Origin of the sequence: Rhodococcus sp. ACT016, from assembly GCF_050477185.1 — a bacterium.
GTDB lineage: Bacteria > Actinomycetota > Actinomycetes > Mycobacteriales > Mycobacteriaceae > Prescottella.
Genome location: NZ_JBEAET010000001.1, coordinates 3,283,077 through 3,302,565 on the forward strand (window position 1 = coordinate 3,283,077; position 19,489 = coordinate 3,302,565).

Sequence of the window (19,489 nt, forward strand, 5' to 3'; positions counted from 1 at the left end):
AGGCGGCGTCTCGCTCCTACCGTGGAGACATGAGCGGACACACGGACACGGAAGCCGCACGGGCGATCCTGCGGGACAACTTCGAACGCATCCGCGAACTGGTCGTCTCGAGCACCGACGGTCTGACGCCCGAGATGTCCGACTATCGCCCAGGGCCGCAGGCGAACTCGATCGCGTGGCTGATCTGGCACCTGACCCGGGTGCAGGACGATCACGTCAGCGATGCCGCCGACGTCGAGCAGGCGTGGACGTCACGGGGCTGGCAGGAGCGGTTCGACTTCCCGTTCCCCGCCGCGGACGTCGGGTACGGGCACAGCAGCGCCGACGTCGGCGCCGTGCACGCCGATGCGCAGCTGCTCGCCGACTACCACGGGGACGTGCACCTGGCGACGCTCGAGTACGTCGACGAACTCACCACCGACGAACTCGAACGCATCGTCGACCACCGGTGGGATCCGCCGGTCACGGCCTCGGTGCGACTGGTCAGCGTAATCGGCGACTGCCTGCAGCATCTGGGGCAGGCGGCGTACGTGCGGGGACTGTTCGAGTCCCGGTGATCCGGTAGTCGCGGCGGTCCGGTCGCCTCGTGCGACGCCGATAGGTCGTGACGGTGCCGGGCCAGTTGGTGGTGATCCGGCCCGACGCGGTGCGGTACCAGCTGCTGCACAGACTCCACACCGAGTCGTCGAGCCTGCGCTGGATGCGTCCGTTGAACCGGCGCTCCACGCCCGCGTCGACCTCCACCGCACAGCCCGGTTGCTCGACGAGCCACCCGACGAGGCCGGTGATGTGCCGGGCCTGCGACTCCAGCATGTACACGATCGAACCCGAACCGAGATTGGTGTTGGGGCCGTACAGCATGAAGAAGTTGGGGAACCCCGCGGTGGTGATGCCGAGATACGCCTGGGCGCCGTCGGACCAGGTGTTGCGCAGGGTCCGGCCACCGCGGCCGCGGACGGTCATCGGGGCGAGGAAGTTCGTTGCGGCGAAACCGGTTCCGTAGACGATGACGTCGGCCGGGTGGAGGGTTCCGTCGACCGTCCGCACGCCGTCGGGTTCGATCCGCTCGATCGCGTCGACGACGAGGTCGACGTTGTCGCGGGTGAGGGCCGGGTAGTAGTCGTCGGACAACAGCATCCGCTTGCAGCCGGGCTCGTAGTCGGGTGTGAGCGCGGCCCGCAGATCCGGATCGACGACCTGCTTCTCGAGGTGGCGCCGGGCGAGCGCACCCGCGAATCCACCACGCTGCCTGGTGTGCAGCAGGCCGACCGTGAGCACCTCGAAGATCCCCCACGTGAGGAACCGTTCGCCCCGCAGCGTCGCGGGCACCGACCGGAAGATCCGGTGGTGCCAATCGTGGTACACGCGGTCGGGTTTCGGGAGGATCCACGGCGCGGACCGCTGGAACAGCGTCATCCCTCGTACCTGCGGTGCGATCGCCGGCACGAATTGGATTGCGCTGGCGCCGGTACCGATCACGGCCACCCGCTTGCCAGCGAGAGGCACCGAGTGGTCCCACTGCGCGGAGTGGAATGCCGGGCCCGCGAACGTCTCCCGTCCGTCGATGTCGGGTAGTGCCGGTCGCGACAGCTGCCCCACCGCCGTCACGAGGACGTCGGACTCGACGACCTCCCCGCCGGCGGTGTGCACCGACCACCGGTTGGTTCGCTCGTCGAACTCGGCCGCGGTGACCGTGACACCGAACCGCACGAGCGACAGCAGGTTGTGCCGGTCGGCGATGTCGCGCAGGTACGCCAGGATGTCGGGCTGCTCCGAGAATCGCCGCGACCATTCGGGATTCGGCTCGGACGAGATCGAGTACAGCGGCGACGGCACGTCGCACGCCGCGCCCGGATAGGTGTTGTCCCGCCACACGCCGCCGACGTCGTCGGCCTGCTCGAGGATCGTGATGTCCGTGAGCCCGGCGCGCCGCAGTTCGAGCGCCATCGTGATCCCGCCGAACCCGGCACCGATGATCGTGATCGACGGCTGCCCCACTCCGGCCCTCCTGGTGCGTTCGGCTTCCGAGATGTCCCGATGCCACGCAGCCTAGTCCTTCCGAACAGGCGACAGCCCGGATCCGTTGTCCGGATCCGGGCTGTCGAATGTTCGGTCGGCCGCGTCCTACGCGACCGGCGAGGCGATCGGGCCGCGCGCGGCCTCATAGGCGGCGCCCACGCGGTACAGGCGCTCGTCGGCCAGGGCCGGGGCCATGATCTGCAGGCCGACGGGCAGGCCGTCGTCCGCCGAGACACCGGACGGCACCGACATCGCGCAGTGGCCGGCCAGGTTGGTCGGCAGCGTGCACAGGTCGGACAGGTACATCGCCAGCGGATCGTTCACCTTCTCGCCGAGCTTCCACGGCGTGAACGGGCTGGTCGGCGAGACCAGGACGTCGACCTTCTCGTACGCGGCGTCGAAGTCGCGCGCGATCAGGGTGCGGACCTTGAGCGCCGAGCCGTAGTAGGCGTCGTAGTAGCCCGACGACAGCGCGTAGGTGCCGATCATGATGCGGCGCTTGACTTCCTTGCCGAAGCCGGCGGCGCGGGTCGCGGCCATGACCTGCTCGGCGCTCATGTCGCCGTCGTCGACGCGCAGGCCGTAGCGCATGGCGTCGAAGCGCGCGAGGTTCGAGGACACCTCACTGGGCAGGATCAGGTAGTACGAGGCGAGCGCGTACTCGAAGTTGGGGCACGAGACCTCGACCACCTCGGCGCCGAGGGCGGTCAGCTGCTCGACCGCGGCGTCGAACGACGCGATGACGCCCGGCTGGTAGCTGTCCGAGCGCAGCTCCTTGACGACGCCGACGCGCACGCCCTTCAGGTCGCCCGACGCACCCTGGCGGGCGGCCTCGACGACCGGACGGACCGGCTCGTTCACCGACGTGGAGTCGCGCGGGTCGTATCCGGCGACGACCTCGTGCAGCAGCGCGGTGTCGAGCACGGTGCGACCGCACGGGCCACCCTGGTCGAGCGACGACGCGCAAGCGACCAGGCCGAAGCGCGAGACCGTGCCGTAGGTGGGCTTGGTGCCGACGGTCGCGGTGACGGCGGCGGGCTGACGGATCGAGCCACCGGTGTCGGTGCCGATCGCGAGCGGCGCCTCGTACGACGCGAGCGCGGCCGCGGAGCCGCCACCCGAGCCGCCCGGAATGCGCGTGGTGTCCCACGGATTCCGGGTGGGGCCGTACGCGGAGTTCTCGGTGGACGAGCCCATCGCGAACTCGTCCATGTTGGTCTTACCGAGGATCGGGATGCCGGCTTCGCGCAGCTTGGTGGTGAGCGTCGCGTCGTACGGCGACACCCAGTTCTCGAGGATCTTCGACGCGCACGTCGTCGGCATGTCGGTGGTCGTGAAGACGTCCTTGAGGGCGATCGGCACGCCCGCGAGCGCCGACGCCGGCTTCTCGCCGGCCGCGATCGCGGAGTCGACCGCCTTGGCGGCGACCAGCGCCTGCTCGCCCGCGACGTGCAGGAAGGCGTGCAACTCGCCGTCGACCTGCCCGATCCGGTCGAGATGCGCCTGCGTGACCTCGACCGAGGAGACCTCGCGAGAGTGGATCTTCGACGCCAGGTCGGAGGCGTCGAGGCGGGTCAGATCGGTCATTCGCCCTCTCCCAGGATCTGCGGAACGGCGAACCGGTCCTGTTCGACGGCCGGTGCGCCGGACAGCGCCTGCTCCGGGGTGAGGCCGGGCACGATGACGTCCGGCCGGGTCACGTTCGAGATCGGATTGGGGTTCGCGGTCGGCGGGACATCATCTGCCGCGACCTCCGACACCGCCTTCACGTGGCTGAGAATCGAATCCAGCTGACCGGCGAACTCGTCGAGTTCGGCGTCGGTCAGGGCGAGCCGGGACAGCCGGGCGAGGTGGGCGACCTCGTCACGGGAGATGGCAGGCACCTTCGGTGACCCCTTTCAGGTCGAAGTGAACGTTCCCGACCAGCCTAGAGCGTGCCCGGATCCGTCGTGCAGCCCGTCACCCCAGCGGGCGCGGACCCCGAGTGAAAGGATGGAGAGCGGCGGGGGCCGCATCGCGTCCCTTCTTCTGCATCGCACCCGCGGTTTCGAACGACTGGAAAGGTCACCAGTGTCCTACCTGCTCCGCGTCCAGCTCCCCGACCGGCCCGGCAGCCTCGGTGCGCTCGCCGTCGCGCTCGGCTCCGTGGGCGCCGACATCCTCTCGCTGGACGTCGTCGAGCGCGGCTCGGGTTACGCCGTGGACGACCTGGTGGTCGACGTCGAGGCCGGATCGCTGCCCGACACCCTCATCACCGCGGCGGAGAAGCTCCCGAACGTCCACGTCGACTCGATTCGCCCCTACTCGGGCATCCTCGACACCCATCGCGAACTCGAGCTCATCGACCACGTCGCGACCGCCCGCTCGGATCGCCTCCAGGTGCTGGTGGACAACGCGCCACGCGTACTGCGGGTGGGCTGGTGCACCGTGATGGACATCGGCGCCCACGGCGCGTTCCGTGTGGTCGGCAGCCCCGGCGCACCGGAAACCCATGCCGGCGACGCCCCGTGGATGCCGTTGAAGAAGGCCACCGTGCTCGACGGCGACGAGGACTGGGTGCCGCAGACGTGGCGCGACATGGACACCACTCTCGCCGCGGCACCCTTGGGCGCCACCGGCCGGGCGCTGCTGCTGGGGCGGCCCGGCGGCCCCGAGTTCCGGCCGTCGGAGGTGGCGCGGCTCGGTTACCTCACCGGAATCCTCGCCACCGTGCTGGGCTGACGGCCGGACGCGCTGTCAGACGAGTTCGCGCACCAGTGCGGTGAGCTCCACTCCGGGCACGGGCTCCCAGTTGCGTTCCGGGACGGGCACGAAGCCGTTGCGGTCGTAGATCCGGCGCGCGTCGACCATCTCGGGCTGAGTCGAGATGACGACGGCCCGATCGCCGCGGTCGTAGGCGACGTCGAGCACGTGCTTCACGAGCGCCGAGCCGACGCCCTTGCCGCGGGCCGACTCCGACACGGCGAGCATGCGGAATTCGAGTTCGCCCCTCTCCGCGACGTCGGCGAACGAGGACGCAGGCTCGGCGATGGTCACCGATCCGACGATCCGGCCGTCGACCTCGGCCACCAAGACCTCCGCGTGCTCGGCACGGGTTGCGGTGTCGCGGAGGCGATCGGCGTACGTGTCTGCCTCCGATACGAAACCACCACCGATGTAGACGTCGGCGGTGAGCTCCCCGACGGTCTCGTAGTCGGCAGGTGTTGCGGTTCGGATATCGATCATGGCGTCACTATGTCAGCCCCTGGCCCCGGCCGGAAAACCGATTCAGAAGCCCGATTGAGACTCGCGCCACATTCCGGGCGATTACGATCGTCGGCCACATTCCCGCCGACGCCCCCCGGTTCGCGCATTCGCGACGACATCCACACCGAGCCCCACCAGCATCGACGCGCCCCGGCACGGTGCGGGCGGGGCGCGCGAACGGCAGGTGCACCGGGCCCGATTTCCACCCACCGGGAACCATCCGTCAACGACCGAGCGTCGTAGAAGTGGCGTTCATCACGTAGACAAGCACAGCAAGACGGTGTGAATGTTGCTGTCGCACTGTGCTTCTGCCAGATCGGGCTCCGATTCTCAGATTCCGTCCGGTCCGTTTTCCAGCAAGCGCCGGAAGCCCGCCTCGTCCAGGATCGGCACACCGAGTTCCTCAGCCTTGGCCGCCTTCGACCCGGGGGCGTCGCCGATCACGACGAACGCGGTCTTCTTCGACACCGACCCGGCCGCCTTGCCGCCACGGATGAGGATCGCTTCCTTCGCGTCGTCGCGGCTGAAGCCGTCGAGTGAACCGGTGACGACGATCGAGAGACCCTCGAGGTTGCGCACGATCGACTCGTCGCGCTCGTCTTCCATCGTCACGCCCGCGGCCCGCCACTTCTCGACGATGTCGCGATGCCAGTCCACCGTGAACCAGTCGACGACCGCGGCCGCGATGGTGCCGCCGACGCCGTCTACCGCCGCCAGTTCGTCGACCCCGGCGTTCTCGATCCGCTCGAGGCTGCCGAACTCGCTCGCGAGGGCGCGCGCCGCCGTGGGGCCCACGTGCCGGATCGAGAGCGCGACCAGCACCCGCCACAGCGGCTGCTGCTTGGCCGAACCGAGATTGTCGAGCAGTCGACGCCCGTTGGCGGACAGCTTGCCCGCCTTGGTCCGGAACAGCGGCGCCTCGAGCAGGTTGTCCTCGGTGAGCCCGAAGAGGTCGCCCTCGTCGCGGATCACCTCGGCCTGCAGCAGCGCGGTGGCCGCCTCGTAGCCGAGCACCTCGATGTCGAACGCGCCGCGGCCCGCGACGTGGAACACGCGCTCGCGCAACTGCGCCGGGCACGAACGGGTGTTGGGGCAGCGGATGTCGGCGTCGCCCTCCTTCGCCGGCGCGAGCGTCGTGCCGCACTCGGGGCACTCGGTGGGCATCACGAACTCGGTCTCGGTGCCGTCGCGGACGTCGACGACCGGCCCGAGCACTTCGGGGATCACCTCGCCGGCCTTGCGGATCACCACGGTGTCGCCGATCAGCACGCCCTTGCGCTTGACCTCGGAGGCATTGTGCAGCGTCGCGAGCGACACCGTCGAGCCCGCCACCAACACCGGTTCCATGTACGCGAACGGGGTGACGCGTCCGGTTCGGCCGACGCTCACGCGGATGTCGACGAGCTTGGTGGTGGCCTCCTCCGGCGGGTACTTGTACGCGACGGCCCACCGCGGAGCCCGCGACGTGGAACCGAGCCGCCGGTGCAGCGACATCTCGTCGACCTTGACGACCAGGCCGTCGATCTCGTGCTCGACGTCGTGGCGGTGCTCGTCCCAGTACTTGACCTTCTCGACGACGGCGTCGACGCCGACGACCCTCGAGGTGTGCGTCGACACCGGCAGCCCCCACGCCGCGAGCGCGGTGTACGCGTCGTACTGCGAGACGGGGTCGAAGCCTTCGGTGCGGCCCAGGCCGTGACAGATCATGCCGAGCCGACGGCGCGCCGTGACGGCCGGATTCTTCTGTCGCAGTGAGCCGGCCGCCGAGTTGCGTGGATTCGCGAAGGGCGCCTTGCCATCCTGGACCAGCGACGCGTTGAGGGCCGCGAAATCCTCGAGCCGGAAGAACACCTCGCCACGCACCTCGAGCAGTGCCGGAATCGGGTATTCGTCGGTGGGCGTGAGGGTTTCGGGGATGTCGGCGATGGTGCGCGCATTGAGCGTGACGTCCTCGCCGGTGCGGCCGTCTCCTCGGGTCGCGGCGCGGACCAGCTTGCCGTTCTCGTACACGAGGTTGAGCGCGACGCCGTCGATCTTGACCTCGCACAGGTAGTGCAGGGCCGGTCCGGTCTCGCTCTCGACGCGGCTCGCCCACGTACGGAGCTCGTCGTAGTCGAAGACGTTGTCGAGACTGAGCATTCGCTCGAGGTGGTCGACGGCCGCGAACTCGGTCGCGAACCCCCCGCCGACGAGCTGCGTCGGAGAGTCCGCGGTCCGCAGATCCGGGTGCTGTTCCTCGAGCGCGTTCAGCTGACCGAACAGCTGGTCGAACTCGCCGTCGGAGACGATCGGTGAGTCGAGCACGTAGTACCGGAACTGGTGATTGCGCACGACCTCGGCCAGTTCCTGCCAGCGTTCCCGGTCCTCGGTGCTCGCGGGCTCCACCACGACGTCGGACGGGCTGGACATGGCGGTGACGGCTTCGTTCTGGTCCACCACGGAAGGTTATCGCAGCCTGGCGACACTTTTCGCCGTCGCGAACCCGGTCAGGGCCTCTCGTCCGGGTCCGCGCCGTCGGCGAAGGCGCGGGTCAGTTCGTTCGCCGCACGCAGCGCCGAGCGGGCCCGCTCGACGCTCGCCCCCGCCAGGCCGCACGCCGGCGTGACGGCGACGCGGGAGGCGAGGTGCTCGCGCGGAAATCCGAGACGGTCGAGCAGTCGCGTCGCCGGCTCGGCCAGCTCTCGCCACCCGGGCGCGCGCTCCGGTGCGACGGTCGGCACGAGACCGAGGGCGAGGTCGACACCGGCGTCGAGCAGCTCACCGACGCCGTCCAGGTCGGCGGTGCGCAGGATGCTCACGTCGAACCCGACCATCGCGGCCCCGCTGCGGCGCAGCAGCCCCCACGGGACGTCGGACGCGCAGCAGTGCACCAGGACCGGTGCGCCGATCCGCTCGATCGCGTTCTGCAGCAGGTGCAGTGCCTCGGGCTCGGGCATCGCCGGCGGTGGCTGCAGGATCGACACCCCGGGCAGCGAACCGGCCAGAACCGCGGGCAGCGCGGGCTCGTCCAGCTGGACCACGATCGGAGACTCGAGACGTCGCGCCGCCTCGGCGACGTGTGCCGCGACACCTTCGGCGAGCGATTCCGTGACGTCGCGCAGCGCGCCACGGTCGGTGAGGATCCGGTGACCGCCGTGCAGTTCCACCTGCGCCGCCAACGTCAGCGGTCCCACGGCCTGCACCTTCACCGGCTGATCGGTACCGCGCCGTCCGGCCAGCTCCCACGCCTCCTCGAGCGCGTCGAGGTCGCGGGCCAGCAGATCACGCGCGGTCCGGGTGGCCGCACCGACCCGCTGGGCCAGGCGGTACCCGGTGGTGGAGGTGTCGAGCGGCATGTCGACCAGCAGCGCCGCGGCCCGGCCGACCATGTCCGCGCCGATGCCTCGGGCCGGCAACTCGACCAGGTGCGGCAGTGCGGGCAACTCTCCGACCACGATCTCGGCGGCCGCCCGCGGATCGGTGCCAGGCCAGGAGCCGACCCCCGTCGCGACACCGACGGGAATCCGGGCGTCCGTCACGGCCGATCCGCGGAGGTGCCCGAGATTGTGCCGCTGCCGATGACCACGTCACCGGACTCGTCGGGGCTGTAGAGCACCACGGCCTGTCCCTTGGCGACGCCGGTCAGCGGCTCGGACAGCTGGACGACGATGCTGCCGCCGGATTCCTCCGCGACGGCGCGGGCGGTCCCGCCGTGCGCGCGCACCTGCACGACACATTCGACCGGCCCCGTGGGCGCCTGACCCGACGTCCAGATCGCGCGCTCGGCGGTGATGGTCCACACCTGCAGGCGTTCGGCCGAGCCGACCCGCACCGTGCCGGTCTCGGGTTCGATCGCGGTGACGTACCGCGGCTGACCGTCGGCGGCCGGGCCCTGCACCCCGAGCCCCTTGCGCTGGCCGATCGTGAAGCCGTGGACGCCCTCGTGCTGCGCGAGGACCTCGCCGGTGTCGGCGTCGACCACCGTGCCGGGGCGGATCCCGATCTTCGCGCCCAGGAACGCGCGGGTGTCGCCGGACGGGATGAAGCAGATGTCGTGGCTGTCAGGCTTGTTCGCGACCGCGAGGCCACGCTCGGCGGCCTCGGCGCGGATCTGCTCCTTCGGGGTGTCCCCGACCGGGAACATCGCCCGCGACAGCTGCTCGGCGGTGAGCACCGCGAGCACGTAGGACTGGTCCTTGTCGGCATCGACGGCTCGGCGCAGCACGCCGCCCTCGAGCCGCGCGTAGTGGCCCGTGGCGACGGCGTCGAAGCCCAGCGCGTAGGCCCGCTCGGCGAGCGCGGAGAACTTGATCTTCTCGTTGCAGCGCAGGCACGGGTTGGGAGTCTCGCCCGCCGCGTACGACTCGACGAAGTCGTCGATCACGTCTTCCTTGAAGCGGTCGGCGAAATCCCAGACGTAGAAAGGGATTCCGAGGACATCGGCGGCGCGCTTGGCGTCACCGGCATCCTCCTTGGAACAGCATCCGCGCGAGCCGGTGCGCAGGGTCCCCGGTGCGGTCGACAGTGCCAGGTGCACGCCGACGACATCGTGACCGGCGGCCACCGCACGGGCCGCCGCGACAGCGGAGTCCACTCCGCCGCTCATCGCTGCCAGAACTCGCATCTAACGATTCCCTCCTCGAGCGCCGGTGCTCGCCAATCCGGCGGCGCGGGCCCTTTCGATCACCTGCGGCAGCGCCGACAGGAGCGCGTCGACGTCCCGCTCGGTCGACGTGTGTCCCAACGAGAATCGGAGCGAGCCGCGCGCGACAGCGGGGTCGACGCCCATGGCCGTCAGCACATGGCTGGCGCTCGCGACCCCGGCCGTGCACGCCGAACCCGTCGAGCACTCGACACCCGCGACGTCGAGCAGCATCAGCAGCGAGTCGCCCTCGCAGCCCGGAAAGGTGAAGTGCGCGTTTCCTGGAAGTCGCCGCGCACCTCGAGGACCGTTGAGGACCGCGTCGGGAGCTATACCCTGCACGCCCTCGATCAGCTTGTCCCGCAAGGCGGTCAGCTCCGCGCCGCGTGTGTCCATCTCCGACGTCGTGATCTGCAGCGCCGAGGCGAGTCCGACGATCGACGCGGTGTCCTGGGTTCCGGACCGCAGGTCGCGCTCGTGGCCGCCGCCGTGCAGCAGCGGCACGCACGACACCTGGCGGCCGAGCAGTAGCGCACCGACACCCTGCGGACCGCCGAGCTTGTGACCGGCGATGCTGAGCGCGGACAGTCCACTGGCCGCGAAGTCGACCGGCAGGTGCGCCGCGGCCTGGACCGCGTCGGAGTGGATCGGAACGCCGTGTTCGGACGCAATGGCCGCTATCTCCCGGATCGGGTTGATCGTGCCGATCTCGTTGTTGGCCCACATCACCGTGACGAGTGCGGTCTCCGCGGCGTGCACCGCCAGCTCCGCCCGCACGACCTCGGGGTCGACCGCGCCGGTCGCGTCGACCGGCAGCCACGTCACCTGCGCGCCCTCGTGCGCGACGAGCCACTCGACGGCGTCGAGCACGGCGTGGTGTTCGACGGCGCTCGCGAGGATGCGGGTGCGCTTGGGATCGGCGTCGCGCCGGGCCCAGAAGATGCCCTTGACGGCGAGGTTGTCGCTCTCGGTGCCACCGGAGGTGAAGATCACCTCGGACGGTCGGGCACCGAGGCAGGCTGCGATGGACTCGCGGGACTCCTCGATCCGGCGCCGGGCCGCCCGACCCGATCCGTGCAGCGACGAGGCATTACCCACCGTGGCGAAGATCTCGGTCATCGCCTCGATGGTGGCCGGATACATGGGTGTGGTCGCGGCGTGGTCGAGGTAGACCGCAGAGCTGAGGGCAGACGAGATCATGGCTCGTCAAGAATAGCCCTTCACCGAGAACCGGCACCTCGGCGGACATCGCACCTCAGGCGGCGCGCTCGTGGCGACGGTCCTCCAACCGCGCGAGCAGGCCCCGAGCGTCAAGATCCGCACCGCTACGCACGTGCCGCTCACACCGCTGCGCGAGTTCACGCCGACACGCTCCCGGGTCCTGACGTGCACCGACGACCACCTCCGCCCGCAGTCCCCGGCTGCGCAGGACCCGGCGCATCGCGCTGCCGATGCCCTCGTCGCCCACGAAACACGGATCCGTCGTCGGATCACCGGCGGCGTCGACGTAGCCGATCGACACCGGCAGCACCGGTCGGCCGGCGTCGATCGCGGCCTGGAACAGCGCCGGCCGGAACCGCCCGAACGCCCGCCCGCACCACGTGGTGCCCTCCGGGAACGCGATCACCGTCTCGCCCGCGACCAGCCGGTCCCGCACCACCGCGACCGTCCCGGGCAGCCGCCGCAGGCTGTCGCGCACGATGGGGATGACGCCGGCCCGACGGGCGACGCCGCCGAGCAGCGGCCACGAGACCAGATCGGCCCGGGCGACGAACCGGCCCGGCACCACGGCGGCGAGCACCAGGACGTCCAGCCACGACACGTGCCCGGCCACGATCAGCACTCCCCCGCCGACGTCCGCGCGCCCCGTCACCTCGAGACGAATCCCGATGCCCCGCAGCGCCGTCCGCGCGAGCAGACGGTGTGCGCCCGACCGTCGCCGCGCCGGCAGCAGCCGAACCACCGGCAGCAGCAGCGAGCTCGACGCCACCAGGATCAGTGCGATCCAGCGCCCGCACGCCGCCGGGATCGACACCCGGGCGGGTCGCGGTGGCAGACAGCCGTCGCCGCACGGACTCACCGGCACCCACGGATGACTCACGCCGCCGCCTCGATCGTCGCTGCCGCACTCCGCAACCGCTCGATGTAGCGGGTGTTCGCGGCGCGCAGATGCTGCATCGCCACGAAGTCGGCGACACCGAAGTCCGGATCGTGCGCGGGCTCGCCGCAGATCCGGGCGCCCAATCGCAGGTAGCCGCGCAGCAGCGGCGGCACCGCGGCACGCTCGGGCGGGGCAATGTCGTCGAGCGACCGCCCGTCCACCCGGACCGGACGCAGCGGTCGCACCCAGCGCGACCGGTCCGCGGCATGCCGCTCGAGCAGCAGGTCGCGCACCGCCCGCACGTTCGCGCCGGCCACCGCGTCCGGCCGCTCCTGCATCGGCACCGACACGCAGCCCATGACGGCGTCGTGCCCCGTCAGCTGGAGATAGTGGAAGATGCCCGCCCACATCAGCGCCAGCACCGACCCCGAGCGATGCGCCGCGTCGACACACGCGCGCCCCATCTCGACCACGCGGTGCGCGGCCGGATCGAGCGCCGTGAGGTCGAACTCGGTGGCGGTGTAGTAGCCACCGGCCGCGAGCGCGGCGTCCGGCGGGAGCATGCGGTAGCAGCCGACGAACTCGTCCGACAAGTTGTCGCGCACCAGCAGGTGGTCGCAGAACTCGTCGAACCGGTCGGCGTCGCGAGCGTCGGGCGAACGTGGGATCACGAAGCCCGGTTCGGTGGCGAACACCTTGTAGCGCAGGCGCTGTGCGGCCTCGCGGTGTTCGCGGTCGGAGGAGACGAGGAGGGAGTAGCGGGGCCCGGCGATCCCGGGCGCTGAGTAGACGGTCTCGACGAGCGACGAAGTTGTCATGGCGCAGGTCTATCGACCCGGAAAGGCGGTGGGGCGTCGGTTTCGTGTCGCGCCGGTGCAGGTTCGGTGAACGTGCCCGTGCGGGACCGGCGGACTGGAGAAAGGCGAAACCCCCGCCACCGGAATCGGTGGCGGGGGTCTGCGAGCCGAAGGGCTGGATCAGCCCTTGTGAGCCTTGACGGCCTCGGTCAGCTGCGGTGCGACGTTGAACAGGTCGCCCACGACGCCGAAGTCCGCGATCTCGAAGATCGGGGCCTCTTCGTCCTTGTTGACCGCGACGATGGTCTTCGAGGTCTGCATGCCGGCGCGGTGCTGGATGGCACCGGAGATGCCGAGCGCGATGTACAGCTGCGGCGAGACCGTCTTACCGGTCTGACCGACCTGGAACTGGCCCGGGTAGTAGCCGGAGTCGACGGCGGCACGCGAGGCGCCGACGGCGGCACCGAGCGAGTCGGCGAGCGCCTCGACGACCGAGAACTTCTCGGCCGAGCCGACACCGCGGCCACCGGAGACGACGACCGACGCCTCGGTCAGCTCGGGGCGGTCGCCACCGACGATCGGTGCACGCGAGACGACCTTGACGGCGCCCTCGTCCTGAGCCGGAACCTCGACGACGACCTGCTCGCCGGCAGCGGCCTGCGGCTGGGCCTCGACGGCACCCGGGCGGACCGAGATGACCGGAACCTCGCCGTTGGCCTTGGCCTCGACGGTGAACGCGCCACCGAAGATCGAGTGGACGGCGCTGCCGTCGGCCTTGACGTCGACGACGTCGGACAGCAGGCCGGAGCCGATGCGAGCCGCCAGGCGACCGGCGACCTCCTTGCCCTCGGTGCTGGCGGCCAGGACGACGGCGGCGGGGCTGGCGGTCTCGACCAGGCCGGCGAGAACGTCGACCTTGGGGGTCACGAGGTAGCCATCGATGTCGTCGGACTCGGCGACGTAGATCTTCGCGGCACCGGCGGCAGCCAGCGCGTCGGCCACCTTGGCGGCGGTGCCGGCCGGGCCGGCGACGACGGCGGACGGCTCACCGAGCGCGCGGGCGGCGGTGAGGAGTTCGGTGCTGACCTTCTTGAGCGCACCCTCGGCGTGCTCGACGAGCACCAGTACTTCTGCCATTGCTTACTTCTCCCTGTCTTGTCTGCTGGTCTCGAGGGGGCGCTATCAGATGATCTTCTGGCCCACGAGGTACGCGGCGATCTTGCTGCCGCCGTCGCCCTCGTCGGAAACGCGCTCGCCAGCGGTACGCGGGGGCTTGGGGGTGGAGGCGGTGACGGTGGTGCCGGCGTTGGCGACGCCCACGGTCTCCGGGTCGACACCGAGGTCGGCCAGGGTCAGGACCTGAACTTCCTTCTTCTTCGCGGCCATGATGCCCTTGAAGGACGGGAAGCGCGGCTCGTTGATCTTCTCGGTGACCGAGACGATGGCGGGCAGGCCGGCCTCGAGGCCGAAGACGCCCTCGTCGGTCTCGCGCTCGCCGGTGACCTTGCCCTCGGCGACCGTCATCTTGCGGAGCTGGGTCAGCTGCGGCAGGCCCAGGTACTCGGCGATGATGGCCGGAACGGCGCCGATGCGGCCGTCGGTGGCCTCGTTGCCGGCGATGACCAGGTCGGCAGCCTCACCGTTCTCGAAGCTGATCTGGCCGAGAGCAGCAGCCAGGGTCCAGCCGGTCTGGATGGCGTCCGAACCGTGCAGAGCCGGGTCGTTGACGTGAACGGCCTTGTCAGCGCCCATGGAAAGCGCCTTGCGGATGGCGTCGGTGGCGCGGTCGGGACCGGCGCACAGCACGATCACCTCACCGCCCTGGGCCTCCTTGATGAGGAGGGCTTCCTCGACGGCGCGCTCGTTGATCTCGTCGAGCACGGCGTCGGCGGCCTCGCGGTCAAGCGTGAAGTCGCCGTCGGTGAGCTTGCGCTCGGACCACGTGTCGGGGACCTGCTTGATCAAAACGACGATGTTCGTCATGGGTCTTCGTCGACCTCCTGTGTGTAGCTAGCTGAATGATCGCGAGGAACTCCGCGACATGCCGAGCTCTCGTAAGTAATTTCGTTGCACGTTGGCTGTGCGACAGATTACCCCACAGCAAGTTACCGGTCGGTAACTTAGGCGAAATCCGGTCTCACCATAACCGCCGACGAGCTCTTTCACGGCTGTGATGTGGACCACCCCGACAACTGTCCGATCCGCAGCCACTAACCTCGCTGAGGTGAGCGAATCCACAGCTGGTTCCACGACCGAGCGCGCCGACGCATCGACCGAGCCGTCGAACGAGGCGTCGACGCTGCCGTTGACCGGCGAACGCACGGTGCCCGGAATCCCCGAGGAGAACTACTGGTTCCGGCGCCACGAGGTGGTCTACCGCGACCTGCTCCCCCGCTGCGCCGACCGCGCCGTGCTCGAGGCCGGATCGGGAGAAGGCTACGGCGCCAACATGATTGCCGACGTCGCGACGAAGGTCACCGGACTCGACTACGACATCTCGGCCGTCGAACACGTCCGTGCCCGCTACCCGCGCGTGGAGATGCTGCACGGCAATCTCGCGGAGCTGCCGCTCGCGGACGGGTCCGTCGACACCGTCGTCAACTTCCAGGTGATCGAACACCTGTGGGATCAGGCACAGTTCCTGCGCGAGTGCCACCGCGTGCTGCGCCCCGGCGGCGAGCTGCTCGTGAGCACCCCGAACCGGATCACGTTCTCCCCCGGTCGCGACACCCCGCTCAACCCGTTCCACACCCGCGAGCTCAACGCCGCCGAGCTGACCGAACTGCTGGTCGAGGCCGGGTTCCGCGTGGCGCTGATGACCGGCGTCCACCACGGACCCCGCCTGCGTGCACTCGACGCCAAGCACGGCGGCTCGTTCATCGACGCCCAGATCGAGCGCGCCCTCGCCGGCGAGCCGTGGCCCGAGGAGCTCTCACGCGACGTCGAGGGCATCGGCGTCGACGATTTCGCGCTGCGCGAGGACGACATCGACGCCAGCCTCGACCTCGTCGCGGTCGCCATCAAGGATCCCGTGGCGTGACATCAACTCAGGGGGACGCTGTGACATCGCGCGAACCGGGCATGTTCTGCCTGGTCCTGCACTCGCACCTGCCGTGGCTTGCGAACCACGGCCGCTGGCCGGTCGGCGAGGAATGGCTGTACCAGTCGTGGGCGGCGACATACCTGCCGGTGACGGCGGTACTGCGCCGGCTCGCCGCGGAGGGCCGGACCCGGCTGCTGACGCTCGGCATCACCCCGGTGCTCGCGGCGCAGCTCGACGACCCGCACTGCCTCGACGGCATGCACCACTGGCTCGGCAACTGGCAGATCCGCGCCCACGAGGCAGCCGGGATGCCGTCGGCGTCGCAGCGCGAGCTCGGCGCCCGCGAGCACCGCGCGTCCGCAGCGGCGCTCGAGGGTTTCGAAACCCGTTGGCGCCATGGCGGTTCCGCCGTCCTGCGGGAACTGATCGACGCCGAGACGATCGAACTGCTCGGCGGGCCGCTGGCGCACCCGTTCCAGCCGCTGCTCGATCCGCGGCTGCGCGCGTACTCCCTCACCGAGGGCCTCGCCGACGCCCGCGCCCGCTGGGACCACACGCCGTCCGGGATCTGGGCACCCGAGTGCGGATTCACCCCCGGCATGGAGATCGGCTACGCGGCGGCGGGTGTGTCGCATTTCATGGTCGACGGCCCCGCGCTCCGCGGTGACACGTCGGCGGGCCGGACCGTGTGGGACTCCGACGTCGTCGCATTCGGCCGCGACCTCGAGGTCAGCTACCGGGTGTGGTCGCCCAAGACCGGCTATCCGGGCCACGCCGCCTACCGCGACTTCCACACCTACGACCACGACACCGGCCTGAAGCCCGCCCGGGTCACCGGCCGCACGGTGCCGTCGGAGAAGAAGGCTCCCTACGACCCGGCTCTGGCCGCGGTCGCCGTCGACCAGCACGTCGCCGACTTCGTCGAGACCGTGCGCCGACGGTTGCGCAGCGAGTCCGAGCGCATCGGCCGCGACGCACTGGTGGTGGCGGCGTTCGACACCGAGTTGTTCGGGCACTGGTGGTACGAGGGCCCGCAGTGGCTCGAGAAGGTGCTGCGCGCGCTGCCCGAGGCCGGCATCGAGGTCGGCACCCTCGCCGACGCCCGCGCCCGCGGCTACGTGGGTGCGCCCGTCGAACTGCAGGACTCGTCGTGGGGTTCGGGCAAGGACTGGCGGGTGTGGGCCGGCGACCAGGTGCAGGACTTGGTGCAGCTCAACGCCGAGGTGGTCCAGACCGCGCTGGACACCATCGACAAGGCCCGTGACGCGAATCCCGAAAGCCCGAAACTTCGCAATCGAGTCCACGACCAGATGTTGCGTGAGACGCTGATGACAGTCTCGAGCGACTGGGCCTTCATGGTCAGCAAGGACTCGGCGGCCGGGTACGCCCGGGACCGGGCCCACAAGCACGCACACGCGTTGCGGGAGATCGCCGACGCCGTCGCGTCCGGACGGGACGACGTCGCACGGCGTCTCGCGGACGGTTGGAACGCTGCCGACGGTCTGTTCCCCGCACTCGACGCACGGCGCCTGCCCGGTCGCGGGGCCGAAACAGCCGCATTCGCTGGGAGCATGTGATGAAAGTTCTGATCGTGTCGTGGGAGTACCCGCCCGTCGTGGTGGGTGGCCTGGGACGACACGTCCACCACCTCGCGACCGAACTGGCCGCGGCCGGCCACGAAGTGGTCGTGCTGTCGCGGCGCCCGTCGGGCACCGACCCGTCCACCCACCCGACGACCACGGAGATCGCCGACGGTGTGCTCGTGGTCGCGGTGGCCGAGGACGCGCCGCACTTCGTGTTCGGCGAGGACATGCTGGCGTGGACGCTGGCAATGGGGCACGCGATGGTCCGCGCCGGTGTCGCCCTCTCGAAGGGCGGAATCGGCGACGGCTGGCAGCCGGACGTCGTGCACGCGCACGATTGGCTGGTGGCGCACCCGGCGATCGCGCTGGCCGAGTTCTACGACGTCCCGCTGGTCTCGACGCTGCACGCGTCGGAGGCCGGCCGACACAGCGGATGGCTCTCGGGCCGGGTGAACCGTCAGGTGCACTCGGTGGAGTGGTGGCTCGCCAACGAGTCCGACTCGATCATCACCTGCTCGGCGTCGATGGAGGACGAGGTCACCGAGCTGTACGGACCCGAGTTGCCGCCGATCACCGTGATCCGCAACGGCATCGACGTGACCACGTGGAGCTACCGTCCGCGCGCTCCGCGGTCCGGGCCGGCGACGCTGCTGTTCGTCGGACGCCTCGAGTACGAGAAGGGCGTGCAGGACGCCATCGCGGCGCTGCCGCGGATCCGGCGCAGCCATCCGGGGACGACGCTGGCCGTCGCCGGTGAGGGCACCCAGTTCGAGTGGCTACAGCAGCAGGCCCGCACGCACCGTGTCGCCCGGTCGGTGACGTTCCTCGGCAACCTCGACCACGAGGAACTGCTCGGCTGGCTGCACGGCGCCGACGCGATCGTGCTACCCAGCCGGTACGAGCCGTTCGGCATCATCGCGCTCGAGGCCGCGGCCGCGGGCACCCCGCTGATCGCGTCCACCGCGGGCGGTTTGGGTGAGGCCGTCGTCGACGGCGTGACCGGCTTGTCGTTCGCGCCCGGCGACGTGGACGGGCTCACCTCCGCGGTACGGGAGACGCTCGACGATCCGGAGGCGACTCAGGCTCGGGCGCAGGCGGCACGCGATCGGCTGACCGCCGACTTCGACTGGGGCAAGGTCGCCGAGGAGACCGTGCAGGTGTACTCGGCAGCCAAGCGCCGCGTGCGGCACCCGTTGGCACGCCCGGAGATTCCCGAGCGCCCGCTACCCGACCGGTAGCGGGCACCCGGTCCGCCGCCTCACTTCGGGGCGGCGGCCCCGTTTCCGTTCGCCGCGGCCGGATCGACCGCAGTCTTCTTGCGGGCGATGTCCTCGAGGGCGGCGATGTACTTCGCCCGCTCCTCGGCACCGGACTCCCAGTCGGCGCGGCGGTTCTTCACGGCCTTGGCCGGGGAGCCGACGGCGATGCTGAAGTCGGGGATTTCGCCCTTGACCACGGCGTGCGCACCGAGCACACAGCCGCGGCCGACACGGGTGTTGCGCAGGACCGTGACCTTCGCGGCGATCCACGTGTCGGGTCCGATGCGAACCGGACCCTTGACGATGCCCTGGTCCTTGATCGGGACCGTCACGTCCTCGGTCCGGTGGTCGAAGTCGCAGATGTAGCACCAGTCCGCGACGAGGGTCGATGCGCCGATCTCGATGTCGATGTACGTGTTGACGACGTTGTCCTTGCCGAAGACCACCTTGTCGCCGATCCGCAGCGAACCCTCGTGGCAGCGCAGGGCGTTGCCGTCACCGATGTGGACCCACTTGCCGATCTCCATGCGCGAGAGTCCCGGCGTCGAGTGGATCTCGACGTTCTTGCCCAGGAACACCATTCCGCGCGTGATGATGTGCGGGTTGGCAAGTTTGAATTTGGCCAAGCGGTAATAACGGACCAGATACCACGGCGTGTACGCCTTGTTCGCGATGACCCACTTCAGCGAGGCCAGCGTCAGGAAACGGGCCTGCTCACTGTCCCGACGTCGGGATCCGCGCCACCTCGAGCGCAACGGTGCGCCCCACATGCTCGTCATGACACACAAGCCTACGGACCGTGACTGTGGGCCTCGTCACG

Annotated in this window: 18 protein-coding genes; 5 read left to right on the top strand and 13 right to left on the bottom strand. The window is 70.1% G+C overall.

Annotation, left to right across the window (positions count from 1 at the left end):
- Positions 1 to 29 precede the first annotated feature (29 nt).
- On the top strand, positions 30 to 557 hold the full coding sequence (locus ACQ5DX_RS15055) for a mycothiol transferase (protein WP_430333366.1): 528 nt from the start codon (positions 30 to 32) through the stop codon (positions 555 to 557).
- Here ACQ5DX_RS15055 and ACQ5DX_RS15060 read toward each other — a convergent pair.
- The 3 genes from ACQ5DX_RS15060 to gatC form a co-directional block, all read right to left on the bottom strand.
- Positions 484 to 1,998 (bottom strand): flavin-containing monooxygenase, encoded by a 1,515-nt coding sequence (locus tag ACQ5DX_RS15060; RefSeq protein WP_430333367.1) that lies wholly within the window; start codon positions 1,996 to 1,998, stop codon positions 484 to 486. The two genes, ACQ5DX_RS15055 and ACQ5DX_RS15060, sit on opposite strands and share 74 nt — an antisense overlap.
- Before the next feature lie 126 nt (positions 1,999 to 2,124).
- Positions 2,125 to 3,606 carry an Asp-tRNA(Asn)/Glu-tRNA(Gln) amidotransferase subunit GatA gene (gene gatA / locus ACQ5DX_RS15065; RefSeq protein WP_430333368.1) on the bottom strand — a complete coding sequence of 494 codons (1,482 nt, stop codon included), beginning with the start codon at positions 3,604 to 3,606 and terminating at the stop codon, positions 2,125 to 2,127.
- On the bottom strand, positions 3,603 to 3,902 hold the full coding sequence (gene gatC, locus ACQ5DX_RS15070; protein WP_430333369.1) for an Asp-tRNA(Asn)/Glu-tRNA(Gln) amidotransferase subunit GatC: 300 nt from the start codon (positions 3,900 to 3,902) through the stop codon (positions 3,603 to 3,605). The genes gatA and gatC overlap by 4 nt, the downstream gene beginning before the upstream one ends.
- Positions 3,903 to 4,089: 187 nt before the next feature.
- On the opposite strand from gatC, the gene ACQ5DX_RS15075 reads away from it, so the two are divergent.
- Positions 4,090 to 4,740: an ACT domain-containing protein gene (locus ACQ5DX_RS15075; RefSeq protein WP_430333370.1), complete on the top strand. Its 651-nt coding sequence runs from the start codon at positions 4,090 to 4,092 to the stop codon at positions 4,738 to 4,740.
- 15 nt (positions 4,741 to 4,755) lie between these two features.
- Here ACQ5DX_RS15075 and ACQ5DX_RS15080 read toward each other — a convergent pair whose 3' ends face one another.
- The 9 genes from ACQ5DX_RS15080 to ACQ5DX_RS15120 all read right to left on the bottom strand — a co-directional run bounded on the left by ACQ5DX_RS15080 (position 4,756) and on the right by ACQ5DX_RS15120 (position 14,767).
- A complete protein-coding gene (locus tag ACQ5DX_RS15080; protein ID WP_430333371.1) occupies positions 4,756 to 5,244 on the bottom strand; it encodes a GNAT family N-acetyltransferase in 489 nt (162 codons plus the stop codon).
- Positions 5,245 to 5,595: 351 nt separating this feature from the next.
- Positions 5,596 to 7,674 (bottom strand): NAD-dependent DNA ligase LigA, encoded by a 2,079-nt coding sequence (gene ligA, locus ACQ5DX_RS15085; RefSeq protein ID WP_430335679.1) that lies wholly within the window; start codon positions 7,672 to 7,674, stop codon positions 5,596 to 5,598.
- Between the two features lie 77 nt (positions 7,675 to 7,751).
- Positions 7,752 to 8,783 carry a methionine synthase gene (locus tag ACQ5DX_RS15090; protein WP_430333372.1) on the bottom strand — a complete coding sequence of 344 codons (1,032 nt, stop codon included), beginning with the start codon at positions 8,781 to 8,783 and terminating at the stop codon, positions 7,752 to 7,754.
- The gene (mnmA, locus tag ACQ5DX_RS15095) at positions 8,780 to 9,868 is read right to left on the bottom strand and encodes a tRNA 2-thiouridine(34) synthase MnmA (protein ID WP_430333373.1); all 1,089 of its coding nucleotides are present in this window, start codon (positions 9,866 to 9,868) and stop codon (positions 8,780 to 8,782) included. The genes ACQ5DX_RS15090 and mnmA overlap by 4 nt, the downstream gene beginning before the upstream one ends.
- Entirely contained in the window at positions 9,869 to 11,086 is a 1,218-nt protein-coding gene (locus ACQ5DX_RS15100; RefSeq protein ID WP_430333374.1) for a cysteine desulfurase family protein, read from the bottom strand.
- A 55-nt stretch (positions 11,087 to 11,141) separates the two neighbouring features.
- Positions 11,142 to 11,987: a lysophospholipid acyltransferase family protein gene (locus ACQ5DX_RS15105; protein WP_430333375.1), complete on the bottom strand. Its 846-nt coding sequence runs from the start codon at positions 11,985 to 11,987 to the stop codon at positions 11,142 to 11,144.
- Positions 11,984 to 12,805, bottom strand: a complete 822-nt coding sequence (locus ACQ5DX_RS15110) for a GNAT family N-acetyltransferase (RefSeq protein ID WP_430333376.1) — start codon at positions 12,803 to 12,805, stop codon at positions 11,984 to 11,986. The genes ACQ5DX_RS15105 and ACQ5DX_RS15110 overlap by 4 nt, the downstream gene beginning before the upstream one ends.
- A gap of 159 nt (positions 12,806 to 12,964) precedes the next feature.
- On the bottom strand, positions 12,965 to 13,921 hold the full coding sequence (locus tag ACQ5DX_RS15115; RefSeq protein ID WP_430333377.1) for an electron transfer flavoprotein subunit alpha/FixB family protein: 957 nt from the start codon (positions 13,919 to 13,921) through the stop codon (positions 12,965 to 12,967).
- A gap of 45 nt (positions 13,922 to 13,966) precedes the next feature.
- The gene (locus ACQ5DX_RS15120; protein ID WP_430333378.1) at positions 13,967 to 14,767 is read right to left on the bottom strand and encodes an electron transfer flavoprotein subunit beta/FixA family protein; all 801 of its coding nucleotides are present in this window, start codon (positions 14,765 to 14,767) and stop codon (positions 13,967 to 13,969) included.
- Positions 14,768 to 14,954: 187 nt separating this feature from the next.
- Between ACQ5DX_RS15120 and ACQ5DX_RS15125 the strand changes: the two genes are divergently transcribed.
- Genes ACQ5DX_RS15125 through ACQ5DX_RS15135 form a run of 3 tightly spaced genes read left to right on the top strand, consistent with a single transcriptional unit; the run spans position 14,955 to position 18,648 of the window.
- A complete protein-coding gene (locus ACQ5DX_RS15125; protein WP_430333379.1) occupies positions 14,955 to 15,824 on the top strand; it encodes a class I SAM-dependent methyltransferase in 870 nt (289 codons plus the stop codon).
- A 41-nt stretch (positions 15,825 to 15,865) separates the two neighbouring features.
- The gene (locus ACQ5DX_RS15130; RefSeq protein WP_430335680.1) at positions 15,866 to 17,404 is read left to right on the top strand and encodes a 1,4-alpha-glucan branching protein domain-containing protein; all 1,539 of its coding nucleotides are present in this window, start codon (positions 15,866 to 15,868) and stop codon (positions 17,402 to 17,404) included.
- Positions 17,404 to 18,648, top strand: a complete 1,245-nt coding sequence (locus ACQ5DX_RS15135) for a glycosyltransferase family 4 protein (protein ID WP_430333380.1) — start codon at positions 17,404 to 17,406, stop codon at positions 18,646 to 18,648. Before ACQ5DX_RS15130 ends, ACQ5DX_RS15135 begins: the two co-directional genes overlap by 1 nt.
- 20 nt (positions 18,649 to 18,668) lie before the next feature.
- On the opposite strand, the gene ACQ5DX_RS15140 is transcribed toward ACQ5DX_RS15135, so the two are convergent.
- The gene (locus ACQ5DX_RS15140) at positions 18,669 to 19,448 is read right to left on the bottom strand and encodes an acyltransferase (protein WP_430333381.1); all 780 of its coding nucleotides are present in this window, start codon (positions 19,446 to 19,448) and stop codon (positions 18,669 to 18,671) included.
- Between the last annotated feature and the right edge of the window lie 41 nt (positions 19,449 to 19,489).